13 protein-coding genes and 1 pseudogene are annotated in these 12,473 nt (G+C 37.5%); 7 read left to right on the top strand and 7 right to left on the bottom strand.

Annotated elements, in window-relative coordinates:
• Nucleotides 1-362: 362 nt before the first annotated feature.
• The 3 genes from ACFINL_RS03180 to ACFINL_RS03170 all read right to left on the bottom strand — a co-directional run bounded on the left by ACFINL_RS03180 (nt 363) and on the right by ACFINL_RS03170 (nt 1,509).
• Nucleotides 363-575, bottom strand: coding sequence for a hypothetical protein (locus ACFINL_RS03180; RefSeq protein WP_375650101.1), 213 nt, complete (start codon nt 573-575; stop codon nt 363-365).
• 294 nt (nt 576-869) lie between these two features.
• A complete protein-coding gene (locus tag ACFINL_RS03175) occupies nt 870-1,190 on the bottom strand; it encodes a hypothetical protein (RefSeq protein WP_375650093.1) in 321 nt (106 codons plus the stop codon).
• On the bottom strand, nt 1,159-1,509 hold the full coding sequence (locus ACFINL_RS03170; protein WP_375611595.1) for a hypothetical protein: 351 nt from the start codon (nt 1,507-1,509) through the stop codon (nt 1,159-1,161). Before ACFINL_RS03170 ends, ACFINL_RS03175 begins: the two co-directional genes overlap by 32 nt.
• 1,072 nt (nt 1,510-2,581) lie before the next feature.
• On the opposite strand from ACFINL_RS03170, the gene ACFINL_RS03165 reads away from it, so the two are divergent.
• The 3 genes and pseudogenes from ACFINL_RS03165 to dut (ACFINL_RS03155) all read left to right on the top strand — a co-directional run bounded on the left by ACFINL_RS03165 (nt 2,582) and on the right by dut (ACFINL_RS03155) (nt 4,847).
• Nucleotides 2,582-3,391: a VIT1/CCC1 transporter family protein gene (locus tag ACFINL_RS03165; protein WP_375611594.1), complete on the top strand. Its 810-nt coding sequence runs from the start codon at nt 2,582-2,584 to the stop codon at nt 3,389-3,391.
• Nucleotides 3,392-3,650: 259 nt separating this feature from the next.
• Nucleotides 3,651-4,181 (top strand): dUTP diphosphatase, encoded by a 531-nt coding sequence (gene dut / locus ACFINL_RS03160; RefSeq protein ID WP_375611593.1) that lies wholly within the window; start codon nt 3,651-3,653, stop codon nt 4,179-4,181.
• 188 nt (nt 4,182-4,369) lie between these two features.
• Nucleotides 4,370-4,847: pseudogene (gene dut, locus ACFINL_RS03155) on the top strand (dUTP diphosphatase).
• An 846-nt stretch (nt 4,848-5,693) separates the two neighbouring features.
• Here dut (ACFINL_RS03155) and ACFINL_RS03150 read toward each other — a convergent pair.
• A complete protein-coding gene (locus tag ACFINL_RS03150; protein ID WP_375650087.1) occupies nt 5,694-6,287 on the bottom strand; it encodes a biopolymer transporter ExbD in 594 nt (197 codons plus the stop codon).
• Nucleotides 6,284-7,186, bottom strand: coding sequence for a MotA/TolQ/ExbB proton channel family protein (locus ACFINL_RS03145; RefSeq protein ID WP_375650080.1), 903 nt, complete (start codon nt 7,184-7,186; stop codon nt 6,284-6,286). The genes ACFINL_RS03150 and ACFINL_RS03145 overlap by 4 nt, the downstream gene beginning before the upstream one ends.
• A gap of 1,006 nt (nt 7,187-8,192) precedes the next feature.
• On the opposite strand from ACFINL_RS03145, the gene ACFINL_RS03140 reads away from it, so the two are divergent.
• Together ACFINL_RS03140 and ACFINL_RS03135 are read left to right on the top strand one after the other, a co-directional pair.
• Nucleotides 8,193-8,519 (top strand): YqjD family protein, encoded by a 327-nt coding sequence (locus tag ACFINL_RS03140; protein ID WP_375622672.1) that lies wholly within the window; start codon nt 8,193-8,195, stop codon nt 8,517-8,519.
• 3 nt (nt 8,520-8,522) lie between these two features.
• The gene (locus tag ACFINL_RS03135) at nt 8,523-8,966 is read left to right on the top strand and encodes a hypothetical protein (protein ID WP_375650072.1); all 444 of its coding nucleotides are present in this window, start codon (nt 8,523-8,525) and stop codon (nt 8,964-8,966) included.
• Between the two features lie 119 nt (nt 8,967-9,085).
• On the opposite strand, the gene ACFINL_RS03130 is transcribed toward ACFINL_RS03135, so the two are convergent.
• A complete protein-coding gene (locus tag ACFINL_RS03130) occupies nt 9,086-9,280 on the bottom strand; it encodes a hypothetical protein (RefSeq protein WP_375612520.1) in 195 nt (64 codons plus the stop codon).
• A 1,023-nt stretch (nt 9,281-10,303) separates the two neighbouring features.
• On the opposite strand from ACFINL_RS03130, the gene ACFINL_RS03125 reads away from it, so the two are divergent.
• Nucleotides 10,304-10,468, top strand: coding sequence for a hypothetical protein (locus tag ACFINL_RS03125; RefSeq protein WP_273758902.1), 165 nt, complete (start codon nt 10,304-10,306; stop codon nt 10,466-10,468).
• A gap of 733 nt (nt 10,469-11,201) precedes the next feature.
• Here the strand turns inward: ACFINL_RS03125 and ACFINL_RS03120 are convergent.
• A complete protein-coding gene (locus tag ACFINL_RS03120; protein ID WP_375638296.1) occupies nt 11,202-11,945 on the bottom strand; it encodes a nuclease in 744 nt (247 codons plus the stop codon).
• 158 nt (nt 11,946-12,103) lie between these two features.
• On the opposite strand from ACFINL_RS03120, the gene ACFINL_RS03115 reads away from it, so the two are divergent.
• Nucleotides 12,104-12,454 carry a TrbC/VirB2 family protein gene (locus ACFINL_RS03115; RefSeq protein ID WP_375650066.1) on the top strand — a complete coding sequence of 117 codons (351 nt, stop codon included), beginning with the start codon at nt 12,104-12,106 and terminating at the stop codon, nt 12,452-12,454.
• The last annotated feature ends 19 nt before the right edge of the window (nt 12,455-12,473 follow it).

Genomic DNA, 12,473 nt, shown 5'->3' with positions numbered 1-12,473 from the left:
CCTATTTTTTACAGGATACGTTTTCCTTTCTATCAGCCCTATCGCATTTAATACACTTGTCGTTTCTAAACATGAACAACCAAGCATCACAATGGAGCAATAGACACCCATCACTTTCATGGGCACTTGCATTGACAAGAGATAAACAAGAGCATTGATCACCACACACGGAGCAAAAGTCTATAGCGACTACGCCATAGACTTTCGCCACGCAAGGGTTATTCTTAAAGCATATTTATGATGAGATAATCATTTATGACATCCTTTTTGTTACGCCAAAGAACGGGTTTTGCTAACGAGTTTTACTATTGTGCAAATTTTTCAAGAGAAATCCTCATTCGCTCATAGATGACAAGATTTCTTTATGGAGAAAGCCTATGGCGCTCAGTTTTGACCTTTTCCATAACAAGGGTAAGTTCAAACTTTAACCAACACGACAATACACCTACTCTCAACGATTTACGCACCACCTCATCGGCAACAGGCTGCTCCAATATCGGTGTATTTATCGGTGCATTGACTTGAGGATTTTTTGCACTTCCACGCACCGTAAAAAAAGAAAATATTTTTCTCATGTTGCATTCTCATTTCAATTTATAATGGATTTTAAAATGACCAAAAAAATCAAACAAAAATAGAGAGGTAAGTTACGAAAACTACAGGGTAAATTTTACTGCCCCAAAATGTCTATTTTCCCCCGCCTGAACAGTCAGAGGAACACTATAAAAATTATTTTCATTGAAAAACAATTACTTATAATCTAGGGAAGAAAAGTAAAAATATCCCCCAGAAAAAGAGATTACCTTCAAAATTATCAAAAAAAGCAGCACAATTTTACTGATCTTTTTATTTTTTTTCTTTTGATAAAATTAATTGGCAGGTGTCTTAGGCGCCCCTCCGGTAGGTTCCCAATTCGCAACAGCCGCTAATTCCTCAATGAGCTTCTCTCTTGGTAAATTATCATCATCCACCAACTTGTACTGAACGGCATTGTCACTAAGCCACTTTATAAGCGTTCCTTTAACAGTTTTACCACCCTCAGCCTCACTCACCGCTTCCCATGCTGCAACAATAGCAGCAAGCTTTGGAGCATAACGTGGATGCGTTGGATCTTGAAACGCATAATATTTCTGATCCTTAGTCTCAGCAGAATCATCCTCAGGAAAAAAAAAACGCAGGACGTAGACCACGCGACGAAAGCCATTCTTTTAAATCATCAACGAGAACATATGAGGAATATGTCTCTATATAATTAGAAAAACTCGACCATTCTATCTTTAATTGATCGTCTTTTCCTGCCTGAACTATGGCATTATAAGCTCCTCGGAAACAAGCAGTTTTCTCTGATGATACGGAAAGGTTATCTTCGTAAATATCACTCTTTTCTGGTTCCATTTCATCGTGAAACAAACACTTTCCTGGATTTAATCCAACTATTAAAAGCGCTGCCTGCGGTATTGTTAGTTTGTGCAAACCCAAAAACCATTCTAAACTATCATCAATGTCCATAGAGTTCCTCTTTTTTCTGCACAATTTCGCTCTTTTTTAAAAACATCAAAAACGTTTGTTAACGCGTAGAGATTATGCACTTCTCACATTTCAATTCATCCCATACTTTAAATAAAAACACAGCACCCACACTCCTCCTTGTGATACACAAGAAAATGATTTGAATTGATTTAAGATAAGAAGTTTTGAAGTGAGAGAATTTTACTGAATTTTGGGCTTTCATGCAAGATATCAGGCAAGTTACAAGGCGATAAATGCCCCTTCATAAAGCATAAATTTTTATGCGTGATCAAACAATTTGATATGATAATATCTCTGTCATTTATGCACTCCCACCTTTATCTGTCCCTGCAATTACAGCACAAAAGATAATTCGTTACACGCTAACAAATCCACCTAAATGCAAAAGCTGTAACAACGCTAAAATGCGCGTAAATATCATAAGAATACTGTCTTATCACCTCCACAAGCAGAATGAGTGGCGTAAAACTGTACAATAAAATGTCATGCCTATAATGAACAGTGCTAAAGACTGTCGTAACACTGGGAGCTAAGGTGTATGATGATGCCGGCTTGCTCTTTTATGAAGCGTAAAGATTAAGAAGACTCAATGGAGTTTATATTATTTCATGGAAATTTTGCCGCTCTACCCTTCTATACTCTTCACGAGGCCCCCTCGCGAAATGGGCTTTTATCCCTTGAATAAAGATCTCCTTTAAAAGAATCATTTCAAATTCTAAGAGCTGTTACAGTCTTTTGAACGCATAAAATGAATGATGATGCTAGCTTATTCCTTTCCTATATTCTCGAGCATCAATACATTGAAATGCTCCATTCAAACGCCCCTTTAGCAAAATAAAGCACATTGTCTCTTAAATTTTTTCACGTAATCATTTCTTTCATGCGCCCCTGTCGTCTCCATTTGATAAATCTCCTTGTACTTTCTCAGCATCCCATCACCTTTTTTCTCAGTGCAACCTTTTTGCAATTTTTCAGTTTTGAACTTTTAGATTGACTTTCGGTTTATTTTTCTTATGTTTTAGAATTATTCTAAAGTGCAGAGGAACAGAAAATGTTGAGATCGTTTTTTTCATTTGTACAACGTAAAGCTCTGTCCTTTCGTTCAGCACAAAACGTGATACTTAAAGCGCTCAAATTAAAAGAGCAACATGCGGCGCTCTATTTAAAATATGCAAAAGCTCTAGAACCTTATTCCTCTAAGGAAGCCGCGGTTTTTACCGCCATGGGGCTTCAAGAGCTTAAAAATTATAAGCAACTTTTGTGCCTTTCTTGCCATAATCGTGCAAACACTATCGGTTCATTATGTGACAAAACTTCTCTTGTGAAAGGCAAAAACCGCCATCCCTCCCAAAAAACAACAGCGGCAAATCACACCATAAAAAAACCTTCGAAAACGCAAAGACAAACACTTTTGACTTGGATTCAACCAGGTCTAGCAGGGTTAATGGATGGCTCTGTTTCCACCCTTGCCCCCATTTTTGCCGCAGCTTTTGCCACGGGAGACACGCATCAAACTTTTTTGATAGGACTCTCAGCTTCAATTGGTGCAGGACTTTCGATGGGTTTCACAGAAGCAGCCCATGATGACGGCAAATTATCAGGACGTGGTTCGCCATTAAAAAGAGGCCTTGCCAGCGGCATTATGACCACATTAGGAGGATTAGGCCATACGCTTCCCTATTTAATCAACTCTTTTTATGTAGCGACAATTATTGCTTTTATCATTGTTTTTTTCGAACTAGGCGCCATCGTCTGGATTCAGAACAAATTCATGTCAACTCCCTTTTGGCGCGCTTCTTTACAGGTCATCATTGGGGGAGCTCTGGTTTTTGCCACGGGTATTCTTATCGGTAGTATCTAAAAAATCTTATCTGTAACCACAATTTAGATCTCAAATAAGCGCATGCCCCTAGGCATAAGCCATCCTTGATGATGCCATTATTGAAAAATGCCATTGATAATGTTAGGTGGTGTTGTGGAATATTTTAAGTCAGTAAGAGATGATAAGCAAGCTCTGGGGACAACCTATATCCACACACCTTTATCGACTTGGTTTTATAGATATCTTTTGTTAAAGTATCATTTTCTTCTAGACCTCATATTTTGGAAATGCCTCGATCATGTCGCACACTGAAACAAACGCCTCTCTAAACAACCATCCTGTCTCTTCTCAATCTTCACATGCCCAGACTTTATTTGTTCAGCGTCTTGCACACGGACAAGGTTTAGAACTTCCTTGCTACGCGACAGCGGGTTCTGCGGGTCTTGATCTACGGGCAGCAATTGGAGAAGAAGAAACGCTTGTTCTTAGCCCTGGGCAGCGGGCACTTATTCCAACAGGTCTCATTTTTCATTTATCTCTTGGGTTTGAAGCACAAATACGTCCACGCTCTGGCTTAGCCTTAAAACACGGCATCACATGCCTCAACACTCCAGGAACGATTGATAGTGACTACCGTGGTGAAGTCAAAGTCCTTCTTATCAATTTAGGCCAAGAAGACTTTTCCATCCAACGAGGCATGCGCATTGCCCAAACAGTCATCGCCCCCGTATCTCAAGTTAATGTTTGCGCCATTGAACCAGAGCAAAATACCCAAAGCCATAACGAGAGCCGTGGAACAGGAGGTTTTGGTTCAACGGGACACACTTAAGAAGCTCTGAAAAAATCGCTATCCTTAAAATAACACACACACTTATTCCAACCACTCTTTCACTTAAAACCCCTTGGGCTTTTAAAGTACACAAGGAGTGCGCATTTGCTTTTAAAGTTTTTTCACTAAACGCCCCTCTAAACAAGTATCCTTACTCTTCTCCTGTCTCTTCTCGATCTTCACATCCCCTGACTTTATCCGTTCAGTGTCTTGCACTTGGGACAAGATTTAGAACTTCCTCACTACACAACGGCTGGTTCTGCTGGTCTTGGATTTACAAGCAGCAATTGGTAAAGAAGAAACACTGGTTCTTGCCCCTGAGCAGCGGACACTTATTCCAACAGGTCTCAATTTTTCATTTATCACGTGGGGCTTGTGAAGCACGCATCCGTCCACGCTCTGGCTTAGCCTTAAAACACGGGCATTACATGCCTCAACACTCCAAGAACGATTGAGTGTGACTATCCGGAAGTGAAGTCAAACTCCTTCTTATCAATTTAGGCCAAGAAGACTTTTCCATTTAAACGGGGCATGCGCGCCATTGCCCAAACAGTCATCGCCCCTGTATCCCAAGTTAATGTTTGCGCCATTGAACCAGAGCAAAATACCCAAAGCCATAACGAGAGCCGTGGAACAGGAGGTTTTGGTTCAACGGGACACACTTAAGAAGCTCTGAAAAATCGCTACTCTCAAAATAACACATACCCAACCACTCTTTCACTGGAAATTCTTTGAGCTTTTAAAGTGCAGAAGGAGTGCGCATTTGCTTTCAAAGTTTTTTCACTAAACGCACCTCTAAACAAGCATCTCTCAATTACGTCTCGTGCACTATACAAAACTTCATTATCACCAGATACCCCTCCCCCATAACAAAAACATTGGCACTAACCATTGAGCGTTCACACACTGCTTGTAATGTCGACAATCTATACATCATATTGATTTATAATAATAATGAATTGTCTTTCAACTTAAATGAGAAATCTCAATACTGTAAGATTGTTTTATGGCAAGCCTATTTATATTAAATCAATCAAAAGCATGTTTCTCACATTCCAAACGTGGCTAGCATACAGATAAAAACTGAAAAAATGCCTACAATGAATACGTATATTAACACTGTCTTGGAAAAAAATATAAATACGATAATGGTGCTCGCTTGCTCTTTTGTTAAGCGTAAAGATGGTGATGTTTGATAGGTTTTTTGATTATTTTACGGGGGCTTTACCGTTATACCATTTATGAACACCGCCGCAAAAAAGGCTTTAAGATGTATTAAGATACACAACAATCGCCTCTGCTGTTTTCTTGATCGCACCTCTTGCGGCAAAATGAGTAGAGCTTAATCCTAAAAAAACCGATTCAATATATGAACCCCCTGCGTAATATCAAACCCCTACGTAATATCAAACCCATGCGTATTTGGTTTAATAAATCCACGGAACCCTCATCAATTTCACTCTACGACTTTGAGTAATATGCTTTGCTTCCTGCAACAAAGGCTGTTTTTTATCACTGATCAGAGACATCGGCTGGAATATTAGCGTTTCCCGCAGTGCTCGTTGTTACGGCATCCACATGCCCCACAACGTTACCACCCGCGCTACCGCCCGCTCCATCGACAGCAGCGTTCGCTACCCCTGTTGTTTTATTATTGATCTCACCTCTCGAGACAAGATTGGTAGAGTTTTGCAATCCTACAAGACCGATTTTATGATATCCAGCCATACGTATTTGATTTAATAAATCGATGACAGTACCATAATCAATTTCGCTATCCGCTTTGATTAAAATTTTTGCCTCTAAATTTTGCGTCGTTTCCCTCAACAAAGCGTCTCTCAAAGCTGCTTGTTCTACAAGATGATCACCAATGTAAAGAGAACGATCTTTTTGCAACGTAACATAAAGAGGTTCATCAGACTGAACCACTGAAGGTGCTTGAGTTATAGAAGGAAGCTGAACGGAAATGGCAGATGTTGCCAAAGGCGCAGCAACCATAAAAACAATAAGCAACACCAATACAACATCAATAAAAGGGGTTACATTGATTTCGCTTTGCAACCCACTCTCGTCTATATCCCAATCATTATTAAGGCTTGCTTTCATTTTTTATGACTTTTCTGTTGTCTTTGTCTATCAAGTTCACGGCTCAAGAGCCTTTCAAGAGCAGCAGCGATATCACCTAAATCACTACGATAACCACTCAAAGCACGCATAAGGCTATTATACATAACAACGGCGGGAATAGCCACAAAAAGCCCAACAGCCGTTGCGAATAAGGCTTCAGCAATTCCAGGCGCCACCACATCAAGTCGCGTTGTTTGAGACTGAGCAATCCCAATAAAAGAATTCATAATTCCCCAAACAGTTGCAAAAAGACCAACAAAAGGAGCAATTGCGCCAATAGTTGCAAGAACAGCACTTCCACATGCAACACGGCGTGTAGCAGCCAGCAAGCAGCGTGACAAAAGTGAATGAACCCTTTCTTTTAAACCTTCATGAACATCGCGAGCCTTAGCATCGCGAACATCGCGGGAAACATCTTCATATTGATTGCTCTCCTCATAAAAGAGAATATCTTCAATCGTTTGTGCATTTTCCCCTACACTGGTTTTTTCACCAGAGCTTTCGTTTATCCCTTCAGGAGCAGAAAAATGAACCTGTTGTGCAGAAAGATACACCTCTTTAAGGACTTCTTTGAGAAAAAACACACCAGCTCCTTTGCTTTCTTTCAAGCTAGCTGCCAAACGCGTAAGAGTCTGAGCATTTAGAACCAATTGAAGTTCATGACGTACTCTTCGTTTTACCAAAGTGATCTCAACAATTTTCACAAAAGCAATTGTCCAAGACATAAGTGAAGCAAGTAACAAAATAATGATAACGGCTTTCACCACCCAATCAGCAGCCATAAACATAGAAAGAGGAGAAAAATCATGCACTGTCAATACAGCAGACATATTATCTAAAGGGACTGTTTTATCTAAAGGGACTGTTTCAGATTCCATTTTTATCTCACATTCTTGTGCTCTTATCTTTATTTATGAGCTGGATCGTCACCCCGCATAGCATCACTGTTCCACAATGCCACTACCCTTTTAACGTCACTTGTGTATTCCTCTTAAGAAAGAAAACTTGATAAATCAAGTATAGTTTTATTTCACAAGCTCTCTCTTAATTCTAAAGAAATTACTCAAGAAATTTTTCTCTAACAATTCAACAAGTTTATCTTACCCAATCAATTTATTGCATAAATTAGGCAAAATGATAAACTTACAAGAAGTATCGCATATAATATTTTAATTTATAAGAATAATTTATCATCGTTCCTGTTAAATAAATCTCTCATATCGCAAAGCTTTTCTCATTTCTGCGGCTCTTTTGAAGCCAACAAAATATTTTCTTACATGAAACAAGCAGCAAAAATATCATAAAATCCTCGGAGAAAAGGATATGCACTTCTCTAACAACCAGTGCACTAAAGTACCTCTCCTATCCTAAAATAAAAATATACCTTACGTTTTTAAAAAAGAACGATCGCAATATTCTTAAACTGACCAAAAGTATCATGGGGAGCGCGTGTTGCCCCCAAATACATAGAGAGCAAAGAGCCGCAATATTATTTTCTTTTTCTTTGCTGCAAAAGTATAAAAATGACAGTACTTCTGCCGCAAAATCGCAACAACGATGTTTTTTACCTGTCACAAGCTTAAAAAATAAGCCTCAGCACACTTTTAAAAAACTTTTATAAAAAACTGCGCCACGAGAAACTGAAGAATGGTGCTAAATTACTGCAAAAGCATAAGACAATTCTCAACAGATGCGACCCTTTACAGACAAAGCATATCGTATAGGAAAGATTTATTTTATCAAAAACAATTTTAAATTCGACAAAATGAAAGGAACCAAAAAAAGCTTTTGGCGTTACTCAAGCAGTGAAAATTTTCACTCCAATGCAAATGATCACTATGAACACACCAATACAAATATAATGAATCAAGAGGGAAAAATACCATGGCCCATAATAAAACAACACAGCACGATAAATCAGCCGTAGAAAAAGACCTACAAGGACAATTAGAAACGTTACGCACTGAAATTTCAGGGATTACCTCAACCCTAACAGATCTTGGTGCAAACAAATTCAACGCCGCCAAAGACAAAGCGGAAAAACTATATCACTCAGCGAAAGAAAGTGGTGAAGACATGATGTCTCAAGCAAAAGACAAAATTAGTGATCTTGAACAAACTCTGAATCAATGCGTTCGCAAAAATCCTGGCAAAAGCGTTTTGTTTGCCGCAGGGGTTGGTTTTATTCTTTCTCAATTACTACGTCGTTAAGCAATGCATAAGTTTATCGCTCCTCTTTTAAACCATCTTGTCGGTGGAGGGCTTAAAAGCACAGTCAAGCAAGTACGCCTTCAAGCAATTTTCTATGGGTTTATTAGCATTTCATTCTTCATGTCTTTGCTTTTTTTATGTACCATCGGTTTTATTGCGTTATGTTCTGTTATGAAGCCTCTTGCTGCCGCCAGTATCATGTTTTTAATTTGTCTTTCTCTTGCGGGATTAGGTCTTATTATCAGTCGCGTTCTCAAAACTTATCAACGCTATGACCAACAAAAAAAGACAGAAGAACAACGCCACAAACTCATGACAGATGCGACTGTTTCCAGTCTTGCAGCTCTCAGTCAACATCTCCCTTTTGCCAAATTGAGTGTTCCCATTCTCGGACTTGCAACTTATTTTTTGTGGAAAAAAGATAAAAAAGACCGCTTTTCAGAGTAAAATATGTAAAACTGTCACTCTAAATTCCCCCTCAGTGTGCTTTCTTTTATAACAAAAGAAAGCACATTTTTTTCCTCATAGTCTCTTTAGCTTCTTCAAATACCTGAAAAAAATCCCCTTCATTTTGCTAAAAATTCCATAGAACCGCTACACTCTCTTTCAGATTGCAACCCATTTTTCATAAACATAACAACATAAGGCAATGCTTGCATTAGAAGTCCTAGTTTAATTCGAAGCCATTTATTGTTTTTTGAAGGAAATGATGTTCCGTTTCTGCCTTTCTCTATATTTTCATAAGCTTTTTTCAGAACCAAAGGTCACGTCATCGATTTGAATTTATAAAGCAAAAATATTCCCCGTATGAAAATTCTTTTTTCAAAAAATCTGAAATTTTTACCGATAAGAAAGTTGTAAAAACGTCCATTACACAACAAAAATTTATCAACTCTGATACGAATAGAACAGAGGTCATACCTACAATTCACGTCACAGAAAAAATAAAGAAAGAAAATTTTATAGAAATATTTGCTGATGGCATTCACGCAATTTGTAATTTATCTCGTACAGGACATCGTGCTTTGATAATAGTTTTAGAAGAATATCGATCTAATAAATCAACAAACGAAGATCCCAGCAGCGTTACCTTAATTTGGTTTGATGGGGGTATAAATGGAAAAAAGCGCGATATGGTCGACAGAACTTTTCACAACGGTTTAAGAGAGCTCATACAAAAAGGAATTTTAAAACCAAAATTGCCTAATCAATACTGAGTGAATCCTATTCTGTTCTTCAAAGAAGAAAAAGTTGCTTTTATGAAAGAATATCAAATAGAATCATCTTCTACCAAACCGGATATTTCATCCGTTGAACATCAAACAGATCTTGAAGATTTTATAACAAAATAACTTGTATCATTTATCGTACTGTGTATATTGTGGAGCATCTTGATTTAAGCGCGTGAGGGGAAAATAATGTCAAAATCACAAATAAGCAAAGAGGCGCTCGTCCTTTTGCTTTTATGGCTTCGTGGTCCTTTAAGATTGATACTAAGCCTTATAATGATAATGGGGTTTGTGGGATTGTTTACAATTCCTATTATGATATTATCAATAGGTTGGTCAAAGCACTAATAAACATTACAATTTGTTCCTTTATATTAGGTTTTGGCTCTTTCCTTCTAATTTTTTATTATGATAAACTTATAAGATATTTACAATAAACTGTTCACATATTTTTCCATTAACAATACTAATAAAAAACAAAAGATCACGATAATTAAATCTGTATTCCGATATAATTGATGAGATTAATACATATAATTTTTAAAGAGGGGAAAAATGAAAAAATTTATTTTAATATGCTTGGCTCTATTGACTATAGGATTGAATATTACAGGTTGTGGTAAAAGTGAAGAGGAAAAACGTAGAGCCCAACAAGAAGAACAAGCTAAAAAGTTTTTTGAAACAAAATCGCCAGATACAGATCGTGGACATGCATATTAAATAAATACCCCACGACAATAAAATGTGAGTTATCAATCTCTAACTAAAAGAGTATTTTGTGTAACTCACACCTGACAACGTCATTGTACACTTTAACACGTATGAAGACAATCAGTTTTAAAAACTTTGGAAAGGCTTTTCATAACCTATCCGCTTAACGCTAAGTATTTATATAACAAAATACCCATTTATTATCTTTTCTTGTCTTTTTTATAATATTTTCAAATATATATCACTTAAAATACCTTATTATTTTCATCACTTTCTTTTGACTTATCCCCCTATAAGCTTTCTCTTTAATCATGATCTCAAAGCCGCGTGAGAAAAGAACAAGATAGGCCTTTTGGTTATTGATAAGGGGCACACGTGCGCCTAACGATACGCTTTTACAGAATTTCCCAGCCTTTAAAACTTAAGGCTTTTAGCCTTCTCATTTAAATGCAGGTTTGATGTCATGATTTTGGGGTGCGATTATTAAGAGTTTGAGAAGCGAAGAGCTTTTCATTTAAAAAGCAAAACGAAATGACGTATAGCCAAGGAAACGCGCTCTCCCATAGCACTGTAGTAAACAACCTATAAGGATATTTTAAACACAACAAATTTTCATAACGAGCGTTGTCCACCAAGGACTGTGTGGATTATCATTAACTTTTTTCTGATAAGATTTGCAGTAGAATATTGTCTTGATTTTTAAATAGCGCTTGAAAAGACGCTTTATCAATAATGGTCAATATTAATTATGGTCAATGGGATTATAGCTTCCATGATCTCTTCGCCAATCTTCTGGTTGTTGAAATTGGCTCGACCATAAACCGTTTTGTGCTTTTTGAGCAGCAGATTGTAGAGTTTTATAGTCTGCGGGGGATGGAAAATGATGCTGATCTTTTGTCAACACCATCAACCCTTCTGCCAGCCCCAACCGCGCCAGATCAACCCCATCTACAAAACATTGTGCATAATGAACCTGTTGAACGACACGTGCTTGCCGACAAGTAACCTTTTTATCAATTGTTTTTGAAACAAGCCAAGCCGTAACAAAAGCACCGCAAGGCCACTTAACTCCGTTGCGTGAGGCAAATTGTCGTGTTTCACAGCTTTCCACACCATATAAACGGATATCACGGATGATCTTTTTTCTCCACCCATCATCTACAAGCGTAATCATTTTAAAGGTCACACCACTTGTGACCTGTATAGCACCGGAATAGACCGGCACATTTTCTTCATAAAATTGTGATGCGATTGGTTCTGAATGCAACACCACATTTTGTTGGATTGCGTCTTGTTGGTTTGCATAATCAACCAATTGTGACTTCGGATTTTGAACGGGGTTTCCAATTGTCTTTTCTGATCCTTCAAAAAGAGAAAATTGCATAATATTTTCAGTATGTTGACTGAAATAAAAGTATCCTAAAATAATAATACAAATTAAGACAATATATTTAGGCGCTGCTCGAAGATATTTTAAAAGTATCATTTTGAATATTACTATATTTTTTGTTCATTAAATAATAAAAGATTAAATATTATTAATTTATCGATAGAAAAATTTATTTTTTTCATTTATATGATTCCCGATTAATATTTTGAATATTAATTTTGTGATTAACTTAAACATAAAGCGGGGGAATTTTCATGAAAAACATGAATAATTCGTTCATTCGTGAACATACCTTACAAAAAACTATTCTATCCAACACCCAAAAGAAATGGTTAACAGCAGCATTGATGCTGTTTATTGCCTTCATGGCACTGAGTGAACCAGCATTTGCTGATGGCGGCTTCGGAAAAATTGAAACTGCTCTTCAAAAAATAGTTGATGCTTTAAAAGGACCAATTGCAAAATCAATCGCAACCATTGCGATTGCTGGTGTTGGGCTTGCATGGATTGCTGGTTATGTTGAAATGCGTAAAGCTTTCTTTGTTTGTGTTGGCATCGGCATTGTTTTTGGTGCATCGCAAATCGCATCAATGTTTATGTCTTAATTCGCTTAACTTTAGCCTT

Source organism: Bartonella sp. AA78NXGY, assembly GCF_042197005.1.
In the GTDB taxonomy this organism is placed as follows: domain Bacteria; phylum Pseudomonadota; class Alphaproteobacteria; order Rhizobiales; family Rhizobiaceae; genus Bartonella.
Note: the sequence above shows the minus strand (reverse complement) of the source record. Positions and strands in the feature narration are given on the sequence as shown.

Excerpts from the sequence above, each read along its gene's own strand:
- ACFINL_RS03180 (WP_375650101.1), bottom strand. The coding sequence starts at position 575 with ATGAGAAAAATATTTTCTTTTTTTACGGTGCGTGGAAGTGCAAAAAAT.
- ACFINL_RS03170 (WP_375611595.1), bottom strand. The coding sequence starts at position 1,509 with ATGGACATTGATGATAGTTTAGAATGGTTTTTGGGTTTGCACAAACTA.
- ACFINL_RS03165 (WP_375611594.1), top strand. The coding sequence starts at position 2,582 with ATGTTGAGATCGTTTTTTTCATTTGTACAACGTAAAGCTCTGTCCTTT.
- dut (WP_375611593.1), top strand. The coding sequence starts at position 3,651 with ATGTCGCACACTGAAACAAACGCCTCTCTAAACAACCATCCTGTCTCT.
- ACFINL_RS03150 (WP_375650087.1), bottom strand. The coding sequence starts at position 6,287 with ATGAAAGCAAGCCTTAATAATGATTGGGATATAGACGAGAGTGGGTTG.
- ACFINL_RS03145 (WP_375650080.1), bottom strand. The coding sequence starts at position 7,186 with ATGGAATCTGAAACAGTCCCTTTAGATAAAACAGTCCCTTTAGATAAT.
- ACFINL_RS03140 (WP_375622672.1), top strand. The coding sequence starts at position 8,193 with ATGGCCCATAATAAAACAACACAGCACGATAAATCAGCCGTAGAAAAA.
- ACFINL_RS03135 (WP_375650072.1), top strand. The coding sequence starts at position 8,523 with ATGCATAAGTTTATCGCTCCTCTTTTAAACCATCTTGTCGGTGGAGGG.
- ACFINL_RS03125 (WP_273758902.1), top strand. The coding sequence starts at position 10,304 with ATGAAAAAATTTATTTTAATATGCTTGGCTCTATTGACTATAGGATTG.
- ACFINL_RS03120 (WP_375638296.1), bottom strand. The coding sequence starts at position 11,945 with ATGATACTTTTAAAATATCTTCGAGCAGCGCCTAAATATATTGTCTTA.
- ACFINL_RS03115 (WP_375650066.1), top strand. The coding sequence starts at position 12,104 with ATGAAAAACATGAATAATTCGTTCATTCGTGAACATACCTTACAAAAA.